Raw genomic sequence first — 20,762 nt, 5'->3', positions numbered from 1 at the left:
TTCCTCACCGCGGCGACCGGTACCTCGTCCAGCTCTACCAGATGCTGAGGGAAACGCAGGAGCGTGCCGGCACCCTGCGGATCATGGACTGGGTCGCCGCGCGCACCGCGCGGGGCGCCGTGCTGGACGAGGCCGGTTTCTCCACCGTCCTCCAGATCATGGGACACCACGGCTGGTTCGTGGACCGTCTAAGCGGACTGCCCGACGCCCCGACGAGGATGGCCGACCTGATGCATCCGCTGTTCGCCGCCGGGATCGGCGGCGAAGAACTCGACGACCAGCTGAGAAGGCGGCACATGAACGGGGCGCTGCCACCGGTGATGGCCGATGCGTTGGGCATCATGGCGGCCCGCCTGGAGCCGGACCGCGCCGACTGGCTGGCGGAACGCTGCCTGCGGTACGCCCTGGCGCAGAGCCCGCCCGACACCTTCGGCGGCGGTGACCGGCACCCCGTGTCCGTCCGTGAATCCGTTCTCCACGCGTTCCTGCGGCTTCCCGCCCGCAGGCTTCCCGCCGACATCGCCGGCGCGCTCGCCTGGCTGACGCCGGTCCTGCTCGCCGTCATGGCCGTCCTGTTCCTGGTCTGACTCCCATGCCCGATCGGATCAGGAAACATCGGTCGAAGATCGCCGTGGCCGTCGTGGCCGCCGTGCTCGTCCTCGGCCTCGTCCGCGTGGAACAGGGCGGCGGGGAAGACCCGAGCGACGACGTCCGCAAGAACGCGCGCCGCGTGCACTGCCTCTCCCCGAAGCAGAGGCCGGAACTCGTGCACACCGCGATCCGCCTCGGCGAGGCCGCGCCGGGCAGCACCGAGACCGCTTTCCGGCCGATAAGGAACGGGCGAGCGGGAACACCCACTGCGCTCGACAAGTGGAGCCTGGATTCCCGTGAGGCGTTCGGCAACGTATGCAAGCCGCTGGCCGTGCTCACGGGCTCCAAAGCCCTGCAGGACCCGCCGCCCAAACCGCCGCTGTGGCGACGCATAGGGACCAACCCGCTCTTCACCCTCATCATCGGCGCCCTTCTTACGTTGGCGACCGCGATGCTCACCGCCCGCACGGCCCGCCATCAGATGCTCGCCGACCAGCTCAACACAGCCGCCGCCGAATATCTCAAGGCCTCCGATGGAGTGCGTCGCGCCCGCTTCCGAGGCGGCCTCCTTGACGAGAACGCCCTGGAGGAGCGCCGTGTGGAATTGTGGTCTGCGGTCCTGCGTGTCCCCTTGCCGCCGACGCAAAGCCGTGGGCTGCTACGACGGCTGGACAGGGCACACCGGGCACTCAAGGTGGACGAGTTCGACAACGAGCGCACGATCGCAGAACTCCACGAACTCTCCAGCGAGTTGGCCGCGGCCGTCCGTGGCGAAGTCGTGACGGCCGGCGAAGACATCGAGGCCGCCGCAAATACATCCGGGGGCGGTCGATGAAGAACCCTTTCAAGGGCAGGATGCACTCGATGGGACTCTGCAAGGGCATCAGTGATTGTCCGCACCTTGCCGAATCACCCTTCTTCGCCTTCACCAATACGCCGGATATTCCAGACGTCGACGATGTCAGGGGAAGTGTTCTGCTGATCGGTGGTGACCGTGGGAACGGCAAGACGGTCTACGGCCATCGTCTGCTACACGAATACCACGCGCGTGGGCTGGAGACGATGGATCTGCTCTATCTCGGGAGAGTGATCAAGGAAAGCCCGGTACGGCGTCATCAGGTGCTCTGTGCGCTTCAGAGCAAGATCGATCGCTTCGATCCGGCGGACCCGAAAGCCGATGACGGGGTCTGGGGAGAAAAACTGTGCGACATCCTGGGCCGGAAACAGAGCAAGACGCTGGCGGTGCGGCTACCCGCCGTCGAGCAGAAGGCGGGTGCTGGCTGCGGGGAGATCGTCGAGGAGATCGTCCAGTACGCCACCGCCGCCCACCTCAGCGACCACGTGCTCGTCTACGAGTACCTGACCGACTCCTGGCCGGACGATTGGGACGGGCTTCTCGTGCAGATCGAAAAGAATCATGACGCCGCTGTGCAGGAACGTGTCGTGAATGAACTGAGCGCCGATGACCTGTGGTCCTATGTGCAGGGAGTCATGGACAGACATCCGCACAACGGCATCACCCTCGCACCGGGAATGTCGGAAGAACTGCGGAAAGCGTTCAGCATCCTTCCCGTCATCGCCAGGCGTCCCCTTCGTCTGAGCGGAATGCACGGGCTGATGCGAACCGCCTTCGAGATGGCCATCGCCCAGGACAGCAGCGAGGTCTCCGCCGCCCATGTGATCTCCGCCGCCTACGGCCTGCGGGGGGCGCCAGCATGAACGCGGAGAAAGCGGCGTTGGCGGTCAACCCGTTCCCGAGAAGACCGGCCGACCTCGGCGTTCACGGTGAAGGCTGCGCGGGGCCCGAACGGCAGGACGGCTACATCGCGTTCGCCGAGCGGCCGGAGCCGCCGGACGCGGCGGACGGCGGCGTCGTGCTCATCGGCGGCCGCCCCCATCTCGGCAAGTCGGTGCTGTCCCATCGCTGCCTGCATCACTACACATCGTCCGGACACGTCGCGGTCGATCTGTCCGGGCGGCCATGGGATGGCCTGACAGGACCGGCGGATTGCCTGGCGCGGATGCGCGACACCTACCCGTTGCCGGACGAGGTGCGGTCGGCGCTCCGCGAGGTCCGGACCGCCGAGCCGGTCGAGGGTCACCATGAGCTGGGCCGGGCGCTCGGCGACCGGCGACTCGTCGTCCGGCTGCCATGCCCCGATCCGAGCCTGCGTCCGGCGGCGATCGCCGAGCAGATGCTGGCCTACGCGCGGGCCTCCCGCGCGGCGAACTCCAGCGTCTACCTGTTCGAGTTCCCGTACTGGGTGGACGGCGACTGGACGGAGGTCTGCGACCGCGTCACCCGCGGCCCCCACGCGGGGCTCGTCGCGCCCGTCTGCCTGGACCCGTTCAGCGACCTGGAGCTGATGGAGTTCCTCCGGGCCCGCATGGGCGGGGACGCCGCGCTCGACCTGCTGTTCGACCTGGACCTGGGGCTTCTGCTCCGGGCGCTGGCACTGCAGCGCACCGGTCTGAGCCCGAACAACCTGACGTGGTTCAACGTGCTCTGCCATCAGGCCTTCGAGGCCGCCATCGAGTCCGGGGCGGCCAGGGTCGCCCTCCATCACTTCCTCGCCGCGGCAGTCAGGATCGGTGCGCCGTGAACGAATCGCAGCCACAGCTTCAGCCCGAGGCCGGGGACCGGCCGCGCAACCCGTTCCCGAAGGTGCCCGAGGTGCGGCTCGGCGGAGCGGGCGCGGCCGTGCAGGTCGAGACCGACGCCGTCCGCGATGTCCGGCGGCTGGCCGTCGACTTTCTCACCGCTCGTCCGGATGTCGGCGGAGACCCCGGCAACTCCGGACGGGTCGCGGCGATCCTCGGCGAGTACGGCACCGGCAAGAGCCACCTGGCCTGGACGCTCATGGACGAGGTCGGCCGCATCGCCTGGACCCGGCCCATCGTGCTCGTCGTGTCCGGACAGCCGAGGGACACCGTCCTGTCCATCCACCGGCGGCTGCTCGCCCCTCCGGGGTCGGGCACCGGCGGCTGGAACCGATCGGTCGACAGCGCGGCCGGGGTGCTGCTGTTCGGCACCGTCGAGAAGATGGTGGAGGACCTGTGCGCGGGCCTGCGCCGCGACCCCGGGACCGGGTCGGAGGCGCCGCCGCCGGTCGCGTCCGAGGAGTTGACGGTCGACGAGGTGTGGCGGCTGCACCAGCGGCTGGTCGAGATCGCCGAGGGCGACGAGGAACTGGCCGCCGTCCTCGGCCTGGTGTGGCACAGGACGGCGGGGGCGGCGGCCTGGCGGTGGCTCAGCGGTGACGAGCACAGGCAGGTGGAGGACGAGCGGCTGCTCGCCGACCGGGGGGTGCGGTCCCCGCCCGTCGCCGACGACGTCCGGGCGCTGCGGGTGCTGCGCGCACTGGCGCGGCTGTGCGGCTGGACCGGCGGGCGGATGGTCCTCGTCCTCGACGAGCTGCACCAGATCAGCCCGCATGGCGGCGACGGTCTCACCGAGGTGGCCACGACGCTGATGGAGCTGATCGGCTGGGCCGGCGAGACCGGGGCGCTGCTGGTGGTGTGCGGACTGCTCGACTTCTGGGAGGCGCTGCCGCAGAGCGTCCGGCAGCGGGTCGCCACCAGGATCGTCCCGTCCGGGCTGATGCCTCCGCAGATCAGTGCCTACATCGGCGCGGCACAGCGGCCCGGCGAATCCGGTGAGGCCGGCCTGCGCACGTTCAGCGGCCAGGCGGTGGACGAGCTGTGGAAGATCACCCATGGGCATCCACGGCGGACCATCACCCTCTGCCACCACGCCTACGAGCTCGCCGACGGCGCCGGACGGATCGGGCCCGAGCAGATCCGGAAGGCGAGCCGCTCACTGTGCGCACCCGACACCCCGGAGCATGTGCGCGACAAGCTCTTCGGCTGGTGCACCGAACTCGGCTACCACGTGGAGCGTTTCCGGCGGCACGACGGGTCCCGGTGGCAGGCGGACCTGAAGGTCTCCTCCCGGCAGGGCGACGGTCAGTGCGCGCTCGTCGTCAGCGGCGCGGTGGTGGAGGACGGGAAGCTTGCCGATCTGCGCACTCGGGCGTCCGCGCTGATGGGGGGCCGCCGGGCGCATCCGCGCAACGTCGTCCTGGTGATGGCGGGGCCGCTGGCCGCCGCGTTCAACGAGGACGTCGAGGAAGTGTTCACCCGTGTCCTGCACTGGGACGGCGACGCCTTCCGCGACGACCTGGCCGCCACGCTGCGCTCGCATGTCTCCGCGGGCGACCACGCGGGACTGTACGAGCTGGTCCTGGAGATGCGCCGGGAACTGGGCGAGCTGAAGGAACTGGGGAAGGGCCCGGTGGCGGCTCCGGCCGATTCGCTGGACGCGGAGGTGGCTTGGACCGACCCGGCCCGGCGGCGGCGCTTCCAGAAGGCCGAGCGGCTTTGCCGGCAAGCGCTGGATGGTCTCGCGATCGCCGAGAACGATGTCCAGAGGTTCTGGCGCGACCGCTTCCAGGTCACGGCGGAGGGCGTCCGGATGCGCAGGGCGTTCGCCTCCGGCCAGCGGCACGCGGCGCTCAGCGACGTGACCAGCTACACGGCCCTCAGGGCCCGCGGCACGCTCGCCCTCCTTGAGGACGCCGTACGGGAGTTCACCGTCCGGGTCCGTGACCTGCTGGCCGACGAGGGCAAGACGATGCCGCAGCTCCGCGACGACCTGCGGTTCCTGCACCAGAACTTCGACCACTCCGTCGCGGACGTGATCAAGCTGTTCCCCGGCGAGCACGAGGACGGGCGGGACGCCGGTGTGCGCCTGCTGGGCGTCGACCGCCCCATGCTCACCCGATATCTCGGCGACCTCGGCAAGAGCGTCTACAGCGTCGTCGTCGCCCCCGAATCCAAGGACGTCACGTGAGCTACCGGACGGTTATGTCGGTGGACCTGCAGGGATACGGGTCCGCGTCGCAGAACGTGCAGCGGGTGCTGCAGGAGAACCTGGTCGAGTGCCTGCGGGAGGCCGCCGTCAACGCCGGGCTCGATTCCGGGTTGTGGGCCGACCAGGGCAGCGGCGACGGGAAGCTGATGGTGCTTCCGTTCGGCGTCTCCGTCGAGGTGCTCGTCGGCCGGTTCGTGCGCGAGCTGAACGCCGAGCTGCGCGGCAGGAACCGGGTGTCGAGCCGCGAGGCGCGGACGCGGATGCGGCTGGCGATCCACCACGGGCCCGCCGCCGAGGCGTCCAACGGGTACAGCGGGTCGGCGCCGGTGGTCGTGACGCGGCTGTGCGGCGCCGAGCCGCTGCGGAAAGCGCTGGAGGAGGCGGGCACCGACCTGGGCGTCATCGTGTCGGCGTTCGTGTTCCGCGGCTCGATCGAGGCCGGCATGACGTCATTGGACGCCGAGACCCTGCGCCGGGTGCGGCTGCCGGATCTGGGGAACGACGCCGACGCCTGGATCTGGCTTCCCGGCGGCCCCGACCCGCACACTCTCGACTCTGCTGAGGAGCCGGTCGACCCGCCGTCCCCGTCCGGGCCACCGGAGGAGCCAGCCGAAACTCCGCCGTGGGACGGCTTTCGCGGGACGACGATCTACGCGCCGCGCGGCACCGTCATCGGCCGTGACCAGAACAACCACTACTGGGGACGGCCATGAGCGAGCCGGACAAGGCCGCGGAGCGGGAAAAGGACAAGGCGGAGGCCGAGGCGCCCCCGGAGGCCGAGGACGCCAAGAACGGCGAACGGGCCAAGAACGGCGAACGGGCCAAGAACGGTGAACGGGCCAAGAACGGTGAACGGGCCAAGAACGGCGAACGGGCGGAAGAAGCCCCGTCCCGGACGGACGTCCTCAACGAGCAGGGGCAGCGCGGCGCGATCCAGGAGCGCATGGGCACCGAACGGGACGCCCTGTCGGGATACGTGCGAGCGGAACGGTATGTAGGCCGCGACCAGCACAACCACTATTACGGCGCGCCGGGCGGGCAGCGGGGCCGCGTCGCGCCGCTGCGGCCCCGCGACGTCCAGGAGGTCGAGCAGGCCTTCGTCGACCCGGAGGACTTCGGCGAACTGTGCCGCCGCGTGCGGGACCGCCGGATCGTGATCTTGCAGGGCGACCGGGAGTCCGGCCGGTTCGCGGCGGCGCGCCGCCTGCTCTGCGTCCTCGGCGAAGGCGACCCCGGCCCGCGGCTGTTCGGCGTGGATCCCGCGATAGGGCTGGACGAGCTGACGGGCGAGGACCTCGCCGAAGGGGGCGGGTACGTCTACCGCGACCCGGTACAGCCGGACGCGCTCACCACGTTCGGGCTCGACAAGGCCGCCGGGCTGCTGGAGGCCGCGAAGGCCCGGCTGGTGATCACGGTGGACACCGCGCGGCCGCTCACCGACCCGCGGGCGGCGGAGCTGGCGTCGCGGCTCGGCCGCGTCCCTGACCGCCGGGACATCGCGCGCGGCCTGCTCGCGCTGGAGCTGGGGGCGGCGAAGGCCGCCGTCCTGCTCGCCGAGCCCGGCGTCCCCGAACTCCTCGACGGGCAGCTCGCCCAGGACGGCCCGCCCCGCCACGCGCGAAACGTCGCCTTGGAGTTCCTGCACGCCTACCGGCAAGCGCTTCCCCTCGCCCGCACCGCCGAGCAGGCACTCCGGCTGCGGGACGACGAGCAGCGCGCCGACTGGTTCGCGGGCCTGGACAGCCTCTCCCTGCAGTGCATGGCGGTGTCCACGGCGGTGCTCAACGGTGAGCCGTACGAGACCGTCGCCCTCGCCGCGATGAAACTGAAGGACGTCCTTGAGCCCGACGTCCCGCACGCCGACTCGCTTCGCGGTCTCGATGAGCCGTTGAGACCGACCAAGCGGGCCTGGCTGAGCGGCCTCGGCGCCCGGACCGTGCCGTCCACCGTCCGGCTGAGGTACGGATCGACCGCGCCGGCCGAGGTGATCCGCTACCTCGACCCGTACGCGCAGGGCAAGGTACTCGGGTACTTCTGGAGCGAGTTCGACGAGCAGCGCCCCCGCCTGCTCGACTGGCTGCGCTGGTGCGCCGAGCATCCGCTGGAGAGCGTCCGCACCCGGACCGCCGTCGCCACCGGCTTCCTCGCCGCCCGCGGGTTCGACCTGGTCCGCGCCCTGGTGATCGAGCCGATGGCCCGCGAGCAGGACCGCCGGTACCGGACGGTCGCCGCCGCCGCGCTGCACGCCACCGTGACGCAGCGGCCGGCGCTGCGTGAGCCCGTCCGCGATCTGCTGCGCGGCTGGAGCGCGCCGGGCGAGCCCGCCCAGCTGCGCGCCGCCGCGGCCCGCGCCTGGCGGGTGGAGTACGAGAGCGGAGTCTCCGCCGCGCTGGACCGGCTGGAGGAACACGCTTCGGACCCCGTGGTGTCGGTCGTGGCGGCGGTGTCCGAGTCCGTCACCGAACTGTGGGAGACCGACTGGGACGGCGGGCAGGTCCCGGAACGGCTGCTGAGCTGGATCCGCGGGGCCGACGAGAACCGCCGGATCACCGGGCGGGTGGCGTTCCTCGTCGCGGCCGGGCAGCTCGTACGCCGGATGCCGGGCGACGACTTCGACTGGCCCGGTCTCCTGCACATAGCCGCCACGGACGCCACCCGGATGCGCGACATCGCCACGCTGTGGCGCGAGGTCCTCAACGATCCGCTGATCAGCAAGAACGTGCACGAGGCCCTGTCCGAGTGGGCCCGTACGGCCGACGAGGTGCCGGTCGTCCGGCACTCGCTGGCGCGCCTCGCGGTGGCCGCCGCGACCGACCGGACGACCGCCGGACGCCTGCGGTACGCGGCTCGCCGCTGGGCGGAGGGCGACCGCGCGGCCCCGGCGAGTTCCGCCGACGTACTGACCGCCCTCAACGGAAGGTGACCCAGGTGGCCGACGAATTCGAACCGGATGAATTCGAACCGGACGGAGCCGAGGCCGACGACCCCGGCCCGGACGAACGTGGACGCGGCGAAGCCCGGCCCGTGCCCGCCGCGCCGCCGGTGGTCCGGCCGGGGAGCGTCCAGCCCGACAGCCCCCCGGCATCGCCGCTGCCCGAGTCCTTCCCGGACCGGTTCGCCCCGGTGGAGTCGGGCCCGTCCGCGCCGGTCATCATCAGCCGGATAGCGGCCCGCCTCGCCCCGGCCGACGCCGCGATGCCCGGCCGCGCCCTCGTCTTCTCCTACCGCGACGGGACGGCCGTGCACCTCAGCGCGCCGCCACGCGCCCGGCTCGGCGGTTTCGGCGGCCCCGCCTACGAGTGGCGGTTCGAAGTCGACACGACGCTGCGTTCCGACACGTTCGTGGCCTCGGTCCCGAGCCGGACCGACCTGGCCCGCTTCGTGGTGACGGTGCAGGCGGAGTGGTCGGTGACCGACCCGGTCCGCGTCGTCAAGCGCGGCCTCGCCGACGGCGCGCGGCTCGTCCGGACCCGGCTGCTGGACGCCGCGCGGTCCGTCGGCCACGGCTACCGGATCGAGCAGATCTCCGAGCTGGAGACCGCACTCGCCGCCCGCCTCGGCGGCGGTCCCCAGGAATACGACGAGGGCGTCACCGTCCACCGCTGCTACGTCACCGCCGACCCCGACGACCGCAGCCGCGCCAAGCTGGAGCGGCTCGACGAGGCCCGCGTGCGCCGCCAGCTCAGCGACGAGGAGGTCAGCGCGCTGCGCTCCTCCGTGCGCAGCAGCTCCGACCTGTTCCTGCACTACCTGGCGCAGGACCGGCACCGCGTCGGGGAGCTGATCGCCGACATGCGCCGGCACGAGGAGATCAAGGAGGAGCGGGTCATCGACCTGTTCCGCCAGGCCGTCGACAGCAACATCATGCATCCCGCCGAGATCAACGAGATGCTCGGCCGGCTCCTCGGCCCCATCACGGGGGTGTTCCAGCCGGGCGGCAGGACCGACCTGTTCGGCACCCACGAGCCCGAGGCGGCGCCCCCCGCCGAAAGGCCCGCCATCCCGGTACAGGCGGAGCCCGAGGACGGCGACGACGAGGACGGCGACGACGAGGACATCATGCCAGAGGACCTGCGGAAGCGAGCCGAGGACGGCGTGGAAGGCTGGAGGCCGATGCCGTGGGACTCCTGAGCCGCCGCCGTCCGCCGCCACCCGTCCCCTCCGGCCTCGCGGGGATGGAGTTCCCGCGCCCCCTCGGCGCTGGAGCCAAGCAGTCGGGGGAGCCGTGGCGGCTGCCGGACGAGCCCGCCATCTCCGGGATCGCCGCCGACGCCGTCCGCGTCGGGGCGCTGACCGTCCGGGCCGCGTCGCTGGTCGGGCCAGGGCACCGCTGCGCCGAGCCGGCCCAGCACCGGCAGGACGCCTACCGTCTCGGCCGCGACCCGGCCAAGCGGTACCTGCTGGTCGCGGTCGCCGACGGGATGTCCGACAGCAGCCGCTCCCACCTCGGCGCGAACGTCGCGGTCACCGCGCTCATCGGGCGGCTCCGCGCCGACCTCGGAAGCGGCGTCCCGCTGGACGGGCCCGCCGTCTTCCTCGACGCCGCCCGGCAGATGTCGGGCATGGCCGTCCAGCACAAGGCCACCGAGAACGATGTGCGGGCCGCCGCGCTCGCCGTCGTCGTCCCGGTGGAGCCCGCCGCCGACGGCCGCCGGCGGATCTGGCTGGCCTGGATCGCCGACCCCGGTGCGTGGGTACGCGTGGACGCGGGCTGGACGCGCTTGGCCGGCTCCGACAAGCACGGCCTCGACCGGGACGTGCTGACCGAGTTCCTGCCCTTCCACCCCGACCGGACGCAGACCGCCGAGCTGACCCTGGAGAAGGGCGCGGTGCTGGCGCTCGCAACCGACGGGATCGGGGACGTCCTCGCGGACGGCGCCGCGCCCTGGTTCGCCGAACGGTGGGCCGCGCCCCCGCACATCGCCTCGTTCGTGGCCGACGTCGGCTACGACGCCCGCGGGCGGCTCGACGACCGCACCGCCGTCGTGATCTGGTGCGACCGGTGAGGGCCTGGTCGGACCGGCCGTTCGGGCCGGTCACGCAACTGGCGGACGTCGCCGCGGCCGGAGCGCGGATCGCCGGGGAGAACGGCCAGTCCACGGCCGTCTACGAGAGCGCCGCCCACCCCGGCTGGCTCGTCAAGCGGTACAAGCCGGGCTTCCCCGAGGAGCCGCCCGAGGTCCTGGACCGGCTCATCGGCCTGCCCGCCGCGATGGCGCCGCACGAGCTGGCGATCGTGGACGCGGCGACGTGCTGGCCCGTCAGCCGCGTCGTGTCGGACGGGACGACGGCCGGGGTCGTTATGGCGAAGGCACCCGCGGAGTTCTTCACCCTGGTGCGGACGCCGTTCGGGCCGCCCGAGCGGCTCCCGCTCAACCTGGACCAACTCGTCCAGGCCGACCCCGGGTTCTACGAGGCGCGTGACCTTGCCGTTCCGGGCCGGCCGGAACGCGTCCGGGTGGCACGGAACATGCTTCGCGTCGCCGCCCTGCTGGAACGCCGCGACGTCGTCTACGGGGACTGGTCGTACGCGAACCTGTTCTGGGAGCGGGGAGAGGGCCGCGTCTTCCTCATCGACATGGACAGCTGCGGCCTGTCGTCCCGCCCCTGGGTGGAGTGCAACTCCTGGAACGACCCTGCGGTCCCGCAGGGGGAGCGCCTCACCGTCCACACCGACCGCTACAAGATCGCGGTGGCGGTGCTGCGCGTCCTGACCGGCGTCCGCGGCGAGGACCCGCATCCAGCCCTGGACACGCTCGGGCGGCGGCTGCGCACCGGCCCGTTCGGCGACGCGCTGCGATGCTCGCTCGACGACCCGCCGGAACTCCGGCCCAGCGCCCAGGAACTCGTGGAGCTCCTGGAAAGCGAGCTGGACGCCCGGCCGGCGAAACCTGCCCCCCACACGCCCGCCCCGGCACCGGCACAGCCTGGTGCTCCGCCGCGGCCTCCGGCTCCGGCGCGAAAGTCGCGGCCCGTGGCCGTTCCGCCGATCGAGGACGACCCCTTCGAGCGGGACCTGTCCGCCTCGGTCCCGGTGGGGGCGGAGCGGTTCGTCGTCCCGCTGATCATCGCGTGCCTGGGTGTTCTGGCACTGCTGCTGCTGTCCGGCGCCATCTCGGCGCTGCTGTCCTGATGCCTTGAGGAGGGACATCACACATGACCACTCCCAGCGAACCGGCGCCCGGTCTCGGGAAGGGCATGCCGACCTACATCGCCTTGGACGTCTCCAAGTCCATGCAGAAGCATGAGGGTCTGCTGAACGAGACGCTCGCCAAGATCGTCAAGGAGTTGTACCTCAACCCCCGGGTTTCCGAGTTCGTGCACCTGTCGATCGTCACGTTCTCGTCCGCGCCGACCGTCGTCGTCAAGATGACCGAGCTGACGCGGATGCGACAGATGCCGGTGCTGCGCTGCCATGGCGGGACGAACTTCGGGCCGCTGTTCGACCTTCTCCGCGACCGGATCGACATCGACGTGCCGTTGCTCCAGGACCAGGGCTACAGCGTCCTGCGCCCTGTCGTGTTCCTGTTGACCGACGGTGCACCGACCGACCGTCCGACGACCGCGTGGCAGGAACCGCATCGCGGGCTGGTCGACCCGGACTGGAGGCGCCATCCCCGGGTCATCTGCTTCGGATTCGGCGAGGCGGTCGAGGAGATTCTGTGCCGCATGTCCACCGTCCAGACGTACATGGCGGACCCGGCGCTGGGCGACGGCACCAGCGCCCTTCCCGAGGCGATGAACGGGATGCTGAACAGCATGGTCGCCTCGGTTCAGGCTCGCGAACTGCGGCTCCCGAACGAGGTCGCGGGATATCGGGTTCTGGCTGAGGAGTATGTGGAGCAATAGCAGGACGGGCGCCGCCCCGTGGTGGGGTGCGCCCGTCGTGTGAAGGCGAGGAGAGCGGAAGGGCTGGGACCATTTCAAAGTTGAGAAGGAAGCCCCTTCATGGCCTCGCGGGAACGACGGTAGCAGCTAGGCCGGGATCAGGTCTCCCAGGTTTTCCAGGGTGAAGACCCGCGAGTCCTCGTGGAGGCCCTCGGGACGCTCGAGGCCGATGTAGGTGACGGGGCCGTCCGGGGCTTCTCCGTCCCAGAAGGTCATCTCGCCGGCGTCGATGAGGTCCGCCAGGTAGGCGATGGTGAGGAACCGGCGCTCCACGATGCCGCGCACGAGCATCGAGGTCGTCACCCGGTTTCCCTCGACCCGGTTGAACTGCGCGAGGCCCTTGAGGTGCAGGTGCAGCCACTTGGCGCGCCACCGGCCGTCGTCGCCGCGCATGAACACCATCGGCAGCGCGACCCGGCCGGGTCCGCGCAGTTCGGACTTCATCCGGACGGTGCGGGCCTCGAACGGGCGGCCCTGCTGCTCGCCGTCGCGCAGCATGAACCCGAAGAACGACTCCTCGACCTCTTCGAATCCTTCACCGTCGTAAATGTTCACCTGAGGGATGATGAACCGCGAGCCAACCTGCCGCAGGGACAGGTTGATGAACTCCGAAGCGCCGTCGGGGGCGTTGGTGATGTCCCCGGAATGCTGGCCGCCGGCGATTCTGAGGTTCGTGTACGACAGCCATTCCGGATCGAGGTAGTCCTCGTTCAGCAGGAGCGCCGAAAGGTCGAAGTCGGTCGTTGCCGCACGCTGTCGCCAGTAGACGAAGAACCGCAGCAGCTCGCCGCCGATGGGCGACACCGATCCGCGGGGAAGGACGCCCAGGCCGTTCCCGGCCGCCTTCCCGCTGAGCGGCAGCGCCACGTCGAGAGCGTCCGGGTCGATGACCAGGTGCCCGGCGGACGGCAGCCGTCCGCGGATCTCCTCGTCCAGGAACGCCGACAGCCGCGCCACCGCCTCCGGGTCGAGCGGCGCCCGCGTGTCGGGGGCCGTCACGCCGCGGCCGAGACGGTTGGCGAACAGGCGCGTCCGCCCGGTCGCGGCGGCGCGGTTGAGCAGATGCTCCCGCACCGACAGCAGGACCCGGCCGGACACCCGGCCGGCCACCGACTCCGCCGCGTCCAGGACGGCGTCCTGGGTGCCCGGCGCGGTGCGCAGCAGCCGGTCCAGCGACCGGAACAGCGTCCCGGGCGCGCCCTTCGCCACGTTCGCGGCGCCGGCGACATCGCCCGACGCGAGCCGCGCCTCGATCCGGGCCGCGAACGACGGCGCGTCCTTCTCGCCGCGCGCGACCGCGAACACGTCCGCCGCACCCGGCCACCGCGGGTACTCGTGCGGGTGGAGCCGCTCGCCGAGCCGCTTCCACGGCTCGCGCCAGGCGGCGACGTCCCCGAGCTTGCCCGGGTCGGCGCTCACGACGCCGTCGAGGGCGGCCAGCAGCGACCGCCGCACCGGACGCGGCATCGACGCGAACCGGGTCGGCTCCTGGAGGGTCACGTCGCCGTCCGACAGAGCGCACGCCAGGCGCAGGACGTCCGTGACGGTGTCGACGAGCAGGTCCGCGCCGATCTTCAGGCGCACCTGGTTGATGACGGCGCGGTTCTCCCGGACGGGGATGCGCTCAGGGTGCGGGCCGTCCGCGTAATGCCGCGCCAGCAGGCCCAGCACCCCGAGGTCGTCCTCGCCGAGCGGCGTGGCGCTGCCCGCGAGCCGCAGGTACAGCTGTTCGCCCTCTTCGGCGATTCCGCGCCCCGGACGCAGCGCCGTCACCCGGTCCCCGGCCGCGGCGATCAGCTCGTCGTGCGCGTCGAGCATCTCCTCGTAGCCGTGCTGGTAGGTGCCGTAGCCGTCGAGCGAGAGCAGGTTCAGGGCGCCGTAGCTCAGCGGCCCCATCATGGCGGACGCGGCCACCGGGTCGATGAGCGTCTCGCGCAGGAGCCCCATCCAGAAGTCCATGGTGTCGGGCACGTTGCGCGGGAAGTCCCGGAAGTACACGTTGTGGCGGACGTGGGCCCCCGCCAGCTCCTGCACGACCGGCAGCGTCCGCCCGGCGACTTCGAGAACGGTCTCCTCCGAGAGGCCCGACAGGGCGGCCATGAGGTCCCGGGACAGCTTGAACCCGGCCGACATCAGCGCCGCGTCGAACTGCCGCGCCGCCGTCGCCCCGTCGCCCCGGGGGCCTTCGGGCACGGGCACGCGGTGCGTGTGCCGGACGATCAGTTCCGGGAGCCAGAGGTTCATCGCGCCATGGTCGCAGGGCCTCTCGAATCCCCGCACATGGTTAATCCCGGGCGCGGTTAATCCCGGGTGCGGTTAGTCCCGGGCGCGGTCAATTCCGGCACATGGTTAAATCCCGGGCGGGGAGTTGGTCCCGGGCGCGGATCAGGAGGTGAGGACCTGCGGCTGCGGCCTCGTCTCCGGCCGCGCGGGACCGCGGACGAGACGGCGTCCCAGACGTTGCGCGGGCGCCTCGATCCAGCGATGCGACGCCCAGCTCACCGCCAGCAGCACCAGGAAGAAGAACGCCAGGCCCACCACGTCCTCCCGCCCGGAGATGTTCAGGAACTGCGCCGCCACCATCAGCAGCAGCGGATGCAGCAGGTACAGCGAGAAGCTGATCGTCCCGAGTCCGGTCGCCCAGCGGGGGAACCGCCGGTCCCGCAGCCGCCACGCGGCCGCGAACGTGACCGCCGCCAGCACGACCGCCCCGCCCCAGACGAGCTGCGCGGACCGCCCATAGGGCGCGGCGTGCCACGTCCCGGCGACGACCGCCCCGACCAGGACGACGGCCGCCGTCACCGCGCCCTTGCGTCGGGTGATCTCGCCGTGCTCGGCACGGTGGACGGCCGTGCCCATGAACATGATCGCCAGCATGATCAGGCCCTCCCACGCACCGACACGGCCGTTCACCGTCACCAGCACGAGGGCGATCAGCCCGCCGAGCAGCCCGCCGGCAACGCGCGGCGCGGGATGCTTCGACATCGCCGCCGCGACCGCGACCACCAGCGCCGCCGCGGTCACCGCGACCACGGGGCCGGTGCCGGCCGTCCGCGACAGCAGGGCGGTCGGTGCGTACGCGCCCGTCAGCAGCCCGCTCGCCGTCAGCGCGACGGCGACCAGCGACACCACCGTGAGGACGGCGGCGGCCGACGCCGACCGGCGATGCTTGCCCACCACGAACAGCGCGACGATCAGCAGGTAGAACGCCATCTCGTACGACAGCGTCCACAGGACGTTCATCGCGTTCGGGACGTCCAGGAGGTCCTGCAGCATCGTCATGTGCGCCAGGACGGCGGTCGCGGGGGAGTAGCGCTCCAGCCCCGCCCGCAGCCCCAGGACGCCCAGGAGGAACGGCAGGACCGCGAGGACGCATGTGACCGCCAGCAGCGGATAGATGCGGAAGAACCGTCCGATCCAGAACCCGCGCACGCTGCCGCGCCGCTCCAGCGACGCCGGCACGATGTAGCCGCTGACGAGGAAGAACACCAGCACGCCGTACACGCCGGGATCGAACCAGTCGGCCAGTTGGACCCGCAGGTTCGGCAGGTAGACGTAGGTCGCGTGGTGCAGGGCGACCGCCAGGGCCGCCCCTCCCCGGAGCGCATCAAGCCACCCAAGTCGGGACGGAGGGGAGGAATCACCCGATGCAGCGACCATTCCGACAGGCTAGGTGACTCGGCGCAACAGTGCCGCCAGAACCCACAAGATCACCTATGGCCCGGCGTGACGTTCGGTCACCCAGGCTATGCTTTTCGTGTGGGTTCCAAAGCCGTACTGCCGCCCGAACGGCGCAGCGAACTGCTCGATCTCGCGATGGAGGAGTTCGTGCGCCACGGGTTCGGCGGCGCGTCGCTGAACCGCATCATCCGCTCCTGCGGGATGAGCAAGAGCTCCTTCTACCACTACTTCGAGTCGAAAGAGGCGCTGTTCGACGCGGTGGTGAACGCGCTCGTGGACGAGCTGAACGACGCCGTGAAGGTGCCCGAGCCGGACTCCCTCGCCGTCCCCGGCTTCTGGGACGAGGTCGCCCGCATGTCGGACGACCTCATGGGCGCCGCCGCGGTGGACTGCCGGCTCATCGACTTCTGGCGGCTGTTCTACGTCCCGGACGCCCCCGCCCACGACGGCGGGTCCCTCGCCCGGGTCAAGCGCGGGATCGACGATTGGCTAGGCCGCGCGCTGGCCGCCGGGCGCTCGGCCGGCGCCGTCCGCGACGACCTGCCCCCGTCCCTGCAGGGCGAACTGACCCTCGCGACGCTGTGGACTATCAACGCGTGGGCGCTGCGGCATCTCGGGGAGACCGACATCGCGGAGGGGCAGCGTCTCGCGCACGTGCAGATCGACCTGCTGCGCGGCCTCCTCGCCGCTCCCTGAGGTCCCTCGCGCTGCGCGTTGATCGTTCTGCGTGCTGGTCGTTCTGCGTGCTGGTCGTTCTGCGTGCTGATCCGGTTATGTGTCGATCCTTGACGGCCGCCTGTGTGCGACGGCGCGTTCCTCCAGTTCGGCGATCTCGGCTTTCCGGTCGGCGCCGAGAGTGCCGTTCTGGACCTGGTCGTGCAGCTTGAGGATCGCGTCCAGGAGCATTTCGGGCCGGGGCGGGCAGCCGGGGAGGTAGACGTCCACCGGCACGATGTGGTCGACGCCCTGCACCACCGCGTAGTTGTTGAACATGCCGCCGGACGAGGCGCACACGCCCATCGCGATGACCCATTTCGGCCCGGTCATCTGGTCGTAGATCTGCCGCAGCACCGGCGCCATCTTCTGGCTCACCCTGCCCGCGACGATCATCAGGTCGGCCTGCCGGGGGGTGGCCGACGCGCGCTCCATCCCCCAGCGGGAGAAGTCGTGACGCGGCATGCCGACGTCCATCAGTTCTATCGAGCAGCAGGCCAGCCCGAAGGTCATCGGCCACATCGAGCTTGATCGCGCCCAGCCCGCGAGCTTCTCCACGGTGGTCAGCAGGAAGCCGCTGGGAAGCTGTTCCTCAAGTCCCATGAGGGTGACGATATCCAAGAGTGGACCGAGCGGTCCAAACCATTCTGACTGTGAAATGGACCACATGGTCCAAAGTCGACGGATACGGCTCGGCCCGGGGGTGGCCGGGCGGACGGGGCGGCGGCTGGGGCACCATGGGGATCATGACTACGCTGCCGCTCGGCCCGGACGAACTGCTGACCACGACCCGCACGGTGCGCAAACGTCTCGACCTGGACCGGCCCGTGCCCCTCGAACTCGTCCGCGAATGCCTGGAGATAGCGCTGCAGGCACCGAGCGGGAGCAACCGGCAGGGCTGGCAATGGATCGTCGTCACCGACCCGGAGATCCGCAAGGCGATCGGCGAGTACTACCGGCGCTCGTTCGCCTCCTACGCCCAGGCCGGCGGGACGGCCGCCACGCTCTACCAGAACGATCCCGAACGCGCCGAGGTGCAGCGCCGCGTCGGCGACAGTGCCTCCTACCTGGCCGAGCGCATGGGCGACGTGCCCGTCCTGGTGATCCCGTGCCTGCGGCTGCACGGCGGGAACCTCCCGGATGGCAACCAGGCCGGCCTGTGGGGCTCCCTGCTCCCCGCCGTGTGGAACTACGCCTTGGCGGCACGGGCGCGCGGGCTCGGCACCGCATGGACGTCGCTGCACCTCACGTACGAGAACGAAGTCGCCGAACTGCTCGGCCTGCCCGACGACGTGCGGCAGGGCGCGCTCATCCCCACCGCCTACTACACCGGCGACACCTTCCGGCCCGCACCCCGCGTCCCTCTGGACGAGGTCCTGCACATCGACCGCTGGTAACCGGGCTCGATCCGCGGCGCCGCGCCATTAGGAACGGGGCCGCCGCCGCCGACCCGGCGACGGCCCCGCGCTTGTGGTGAGTGCGCTCGTGGTTCCGGAGATCGTGGTTCAGGGGTTCGTGGTTCGGGGGATCGTGGTTCAGCGATCGGGCTTCAGGGGAGGGCGTTGAGGAAGGGTTCGTGGCTGTTCATGAACTCCCAGTCGTAGTAGCGGTCCCAGTTGATCGACCAGGTCATCAGGCCCCGCAGGTCTGGAGACGTCCCGCCGCGGAGCGAGTACGAGCCGCATTCCTGGCCTTTGACCAGGCAGTTAAGCGCCTGGTGCACCTGGGCGGGCGGGGTGTGCCCGTTGCCCGCGCTGACCGCGGCGGGCAGACCGAATCCGATCTGGTCAGGGCGCAGGCCGGGGAACGTGTGACCGGTGTTCGCGACCGCGAACCCGGCCTTCACCATGTCCGTCATCGCGATGTGGAAATCGGCGCCGCCCATCGTGTGGTACTGGCCGTCCAGCCCCATCACAGGCCCGGAGTTGTAGTCCTGGACGTGCAGAACGGTCAGGTCGTCGCGCATCGCGTGGATCACGGGAAGGTAGGCGCCCGTCCGGTTGTCGCCCGCGCCGGCGCCGCCGTAGAACTGGTGTCCGACCTGCACGAAGAACGTCTCGGGCGCCATCGTCAGGACGAAGTCGTCCCCATACCTGCCCTTGAGCGACTTCAGCGCTGAGACCAGGTTCACGATCACGGGGGTGGTGGGGTTGCGGAAGTCGGTGTCGCCCTCGTCGAGGTAGAGCGAGTGGCCCTCGAAGTCGATGTCGAGGCCGTCGAGCCCGTAACGGTCGATGATCTCCGAGACAGATCGGACGAACGCGTCGCGGGCGGCCGCCGTGGTCAGCTGCACCTGGCCGTTCTGGCCGCCGATCGAGATCAGGACCTTCTTGCCCTGCGCCTGCTTCGCGCGGATGGCGGCGATGAACTCCTCGTCGCTCTCCACACCGGGGCATTCGCTCACCGGACAGCGGGTGAATCGGATATCGCCCGACGTGGGTGTCGTCGGTTCACCGAAGGCGAGGTCGATGATGTCCCACGCGTCGGGGACGTCCGCCATCCGCACGTAGCCGGACCCGTTGGCGAAACTCGCGTGCAGGTAGCCGATGAGAGCGTGCTCGGGGAGCGCGACATCGCTTCGGGTCACGTCGCTTGCGAGCGCGTACGACCCCGTCCGCACCGGGCTTGTCACCCCGGCCAGCAGCAGCCCGGCGGCGACGACCGCCAGGAACCGGTTCCTCCTCATGACGGCCCCTCCTACGGCAGCGTGTCGAGATGCGGGCCGACGGTCCCGGCGAACGCGCCGCCGTTGGTGACGTCCCAGTTGATCGACCACGTCATCGCGCCACGGATGCCGGGATACGTCCGGGACGGTGTGAAGGACCCGCAGCCGGTGCCCCTGGCCAGGCAGTCCAGGGCGTCGTTGACCGTCGACGGCGCGACCACGCCACCGCCCGCCGCGCCCGGACCCGCCGGGAGACCGAGCGCGACCTGGTCGGGACGCAGCCCGTTCTCAAGCTGGATGCAGGCCAGCGCGGTCATGAAGTCGACCGTCCCCTGCCCGTACACCTGCTGGTCGCAGCCGAGCATCGTGCCCGAGTTGTAGTACTGCATGTGGACGACGGTGAGGATGTCCTTGATGTTCAGCGCGAGCTGGAAGTACGACCCGCCGGTGGACTGCATGTCGATCGTCTGCGGCGCCATCGTGATGATCAGGCCGCTGCCCGCCTTGCCGTGCAGGGCGCGGAGCGCCTGCGCCATGTAGGTCGGGTCGAGCCCGTTCTCCAGGTCGATGTCGACGCCGTCGAACCCGTACTCGGTCATCAACCCGTGCACGGTGTCGGCGAACAGGGCGGCTGCCTGCGCGTCCGCGACCCGGATGGCGCCCTTCTCGCCGCCGACCGAGAGGATGACCTTCTTGCCGGCGGCCTGGAGCGCCGCCACGTCGGCCTTGAACTGCGCGTCGGTGTAACCGCCCACCGCGTCCGAGAGCCCGGGGTCGACCTGGAAGGTGACCTCTCCGGGACGGGCTGTCGCCTCCCCGAAGGCCACCGCGACGAGGTCGTACTCGTCCGGCACCTGCGAGAGTTTCAGCTCGTCGGCCGGGTTGGCGAAGTTGTGCCAATAGCCGGTGAGGAAGTGCCGGGGGAGCGGCGCGGACGCGGCGTCGACGTAAGCCGTGCTGGCGGTGCTGGTGTTGGCGGTGCTGGTGGTGTTGGTGGTGAGTGGCGCTAGGAGCGCGATCGGGAGGACGGTGAGGACGCTGAGAACTGGGCGGGGGCGCAAGTCTCACTCCATCATCGGTAGGAAGCCGGCAGATTCCCCCGAACCCCGAGTCGATCCAATCGTTAGGAAGGTTTCCTGTAAGTTTGAGAGTACGGTAACCAGCGCCCGTGACCTGGGCAACCCTTCACCCCGTACGGAGACGGTGGCGCCGAGCAACCAGCCCAGCTCGAACACCGAACCAGCGCGAACGCCTGAGAATATCGGCATTCATGGCCGAAGAACCGGCTGTGGAACGGCACTAACCGCCAATCAGGCAGCGCGGCCGGAGGCGGCCGGGGGCGGCGGGGGC

The 20,762-nt window shown here is 70.8% G+C and carries 18 protein-coding genes; 13 read left to right on the top strand and 5 right to left on the bottom strand.

Annotated features, from left to right (window positions below; all coding sequences use genetic code 11):
• The 11 genes from E1285_RS45840 to E1285_RS31210 form a co-directional block, all read left to right on the top strand.
• The coding region (locus E1285_RS45840) for a hypothetical protein (protein ID WP_165966826.1) at nt 1-587 on the top strand (587 nt) is incomplete at its 5' end.
• A 5-nt stretch (nt 588-592) separates the two neighbouring features.
• A complete protein-coding gene (locus tag E1285_RS31255; RefSeq protein WP_132158169.1) occupies nt 593-1,426 on the top strand; it encodes a hypothetical protein in 834 nt (277 codons plus the stop codon).
• Between the two features lie 29 nt (nt 1,427-1,455).
• The gene (locus E1285_RS31250; protein WP_132158168.1) at nt 1,456-2,310 is read left to right on the top strand and encodes a hypothetical protein; all 855 of its coding nucleotides are present in this window, start codon (nt 1,456-1,458) and stop codon (nt 2,308-2,310) included.
• Nucleotides 2,307-3,194, top strand: a complete 888-nt coding sequence (locus E1285_RS31245; RefSeq protein WP_132158167.1) for a hypothetical protein — start codon at nt 2,307-2,309, stop codon at nt 3,192-3,194. Before E1285_RS31250 ends, E1285_RS31245 begins: the two co-directional genes overlap by 4 nt.
• Entirely contained in the window at nt 3,191-5,443 is a 2,253-nt protein-coding gene (locus E1285_RS31240) for a hypothetical protein (protein ID WP_132158166.1), read from the top strand. The genes E1285_RS31245 and E1285_RS31240 overlap by 4 nt, the downstream gene beginning before the upstream one ends.
• Nucleotides 5,440-6,177 carry a hypothetical protein gene (locus E1285_RS31235; protein WP_132158165.1) on the top strand — a complete coding sequence of 246 codons (738 nt, stop codon included), beginning with the start codon at nt 5,440-5,442 and terminating at the stop codon, nt 6,175-6,177. Before E1285_RS31240 ends, E1285_RS31235 begins: the two co-directional genes overlap by 4 nt.
• A complete protein-coding gene (locus E1285_RS31230; RefSeq protein ID WP_132158164.1) occupies nt 6,174-8,387 on the top strand; it encodes a hypothetical protein in 2,214 nt (737 codons plus the stop codon). The genes E1285_RS31235 and E1285_RS31230 overlap by 4 nt, the downstream gene beginning before the upstream one ends.
• A 5-nt stretch (nt 8,388-8,392) precedes the next feature.
• Nucleotides 8,393-9,595 (top strand): hypothetical protein, encoded by a 1,203-nt coding sequence (locus E1285_RS31225; protein ID WP_132158163.1) that lies wholly within the window; start codon nt 8,393-8,395, stop codon nt 9,593-9,595.
• Nucleotides 9,583-10,470: a protein phosphatase 2C domain-containing protein gene (locus E1285_RS31220; protein WP_132158162.1), complete on the top strand. Its 888-nt coding sequence runs from the start codon at nt 9,583-9,585 to the stop codon at nt 10,468-10,470. The genes E1285_RS31225 and E1285_RS31220 overlap by 13 nt, the downstream gene beginning before the upstream one ends.
• Nucleotides 10,467-11,597 carry a hypothetical protein gene (locus E1285_RS31215; RefSeq protein WP_132158161.1) on the top strand — a complete coding sequence of 377 codons (1,131 nt, stop codon included), beginning with the start codon at nt 10,467-10,469 and terminating at the stop codon, nt 11,595-11,597. The genes E1285_RS31220 and E1285_RS31215 overlap by 4 nt, the downstream gene beginning before the upstream one ends.
• Before the next feature lie 23 nt (nt 11,598-11,620).
• A complete protein-coding gene (locus E1285_RS31210; RefSeq protein WP_132158160.1) occupies nt 11,621-12,313 on the top strand; it encodes a VWA domain-containing protein in 693 nt (230 codons plus the stop codon).
• Between the two features lie 126 nt (nt 12,314-12,439).
• Here the strand turns inward: E1285_RS31210 and E1285_RS31205 are convergent, their stop codons facing one another.
• Both E1285_RS31205 and E1285_RS31200 read right to left on the bottom strand, forming a co-directional pair.
• Nucleotides 12,440-14,596: a TerD family protein gene (locus tag E1285_RS31205; protein ID WP_132158159.1), complete on the bottom strand. Its 2,157-nt coding sequence runs from the start codon at nt 14,594-14,596 to the stop codon at nt 12,440-12,442.
• Between the two features lie 141 nt (nt 14,597-14,737).
• The gene (locus E1285_RS31200) at nt 14,738-16,012 is read right to left on the bottom strand and encodes an acyltransferase (RefSeq protein WP_132158158.1); all 1,275 of its coding nucleotides are present in this window, start codon (nt 16,010-16,012) and stop codon (nt 14,738-14,740) included.
• Nucleotides 16,013-16,111: 99 nt separating this feature from the next.
• Here E1285_RS31200 and E1285_RS31195 point away from each other — a divergent pair, with 99 nt between their 5' ends.
• The gene (locus E1285_RS31195) at nt 16,112-16,729 is read left to right on the top strand and encodes a TetR/AcrR family transcriptional regulator (RefSeq protein WP_132158157.1); all 618 of its coding nucleotides are present in this window, start codon (nt 16,112-16,114) and stop codon (nt 16,727-16,729) included.
• A 75-nt stretch (nt 16,730-16,804) separates the two neighbouring features.
• On the opposite strand, the gene E1285_RS31190 is transcribed toward E1285_RS31195, so the two are convergent.
• Complete coding sequence (locus E1285_RS31190) at nt 16,805-17,350, bottom strand: NADH-quinone oxidoreductase subunit B (RefSeq protein ID WP_132158156.1); 546 nt, start codon at nt 17,348-17,350, stop codon at nt 16,805-16,807.
• Nucleotides 17,351-17,493: 143 nt separating this feature from the next.
• Here E1285_RS31190 and E1285_RS31185 point away from each other — a divergent pair, with 143 nt between their 5' ends.
• On the top strand, nt 17,494-18,144 hold the full coding sequence (locus tag E1285_RS31185) for a nitroreductase family protein (protein WP_132158155.1): 651 nt from the start codon (nt 17,494-17,496) through the stop codon (nt 18,142-18,144).
• Nucleotides 18,145-18,296: 152 nt separating this feature from the next.
• Here E1285_RS31185 and E1285_RS31180 read toward each other — a convergent pair whose 3' ends face one another.
• Together E1285_RS31180 and E1285_RS31175 are read right to left on the bottom strand one after the other, a co-directional pair.
• Complete coding sequence (locus E1285_RS31180) at nt 18,297-19,433, bottom strand: chitinase (protein WP_132158154.1); 1,137 nt, start codon at nt 19,431-19,433, stop codon at nt 18,297-18,299.
• Between the two features lie 11 nt (nt 19,434-19,444).
• Nucleotides 19,445-20,473 (bottom strand): chitinase, encoded by a 1,029-nt coding sequence (locus E1285_RS31175; RefSeq protein ID WP_132158153.1) that lies wholly within the window; start codon nt 20,471-20,473, stop codon nt 19,445-19,447.
• Nucleotides 20,474-20,762 lie beyond the last annotated feature (289 nt).

Origin of the sequence: Actinomadura sp. 7K507, from assembly GCF_004348425.1 — a bacterium.
Classification (GTDB): Bacteria; Actinomycetota; Actinomycetes; order Streptosporangiales; family Streptosporangiaceae; genus Spirillospora.
This window is presented reverse-complemented; position numbering and strand designations above follow the sequence as displayed.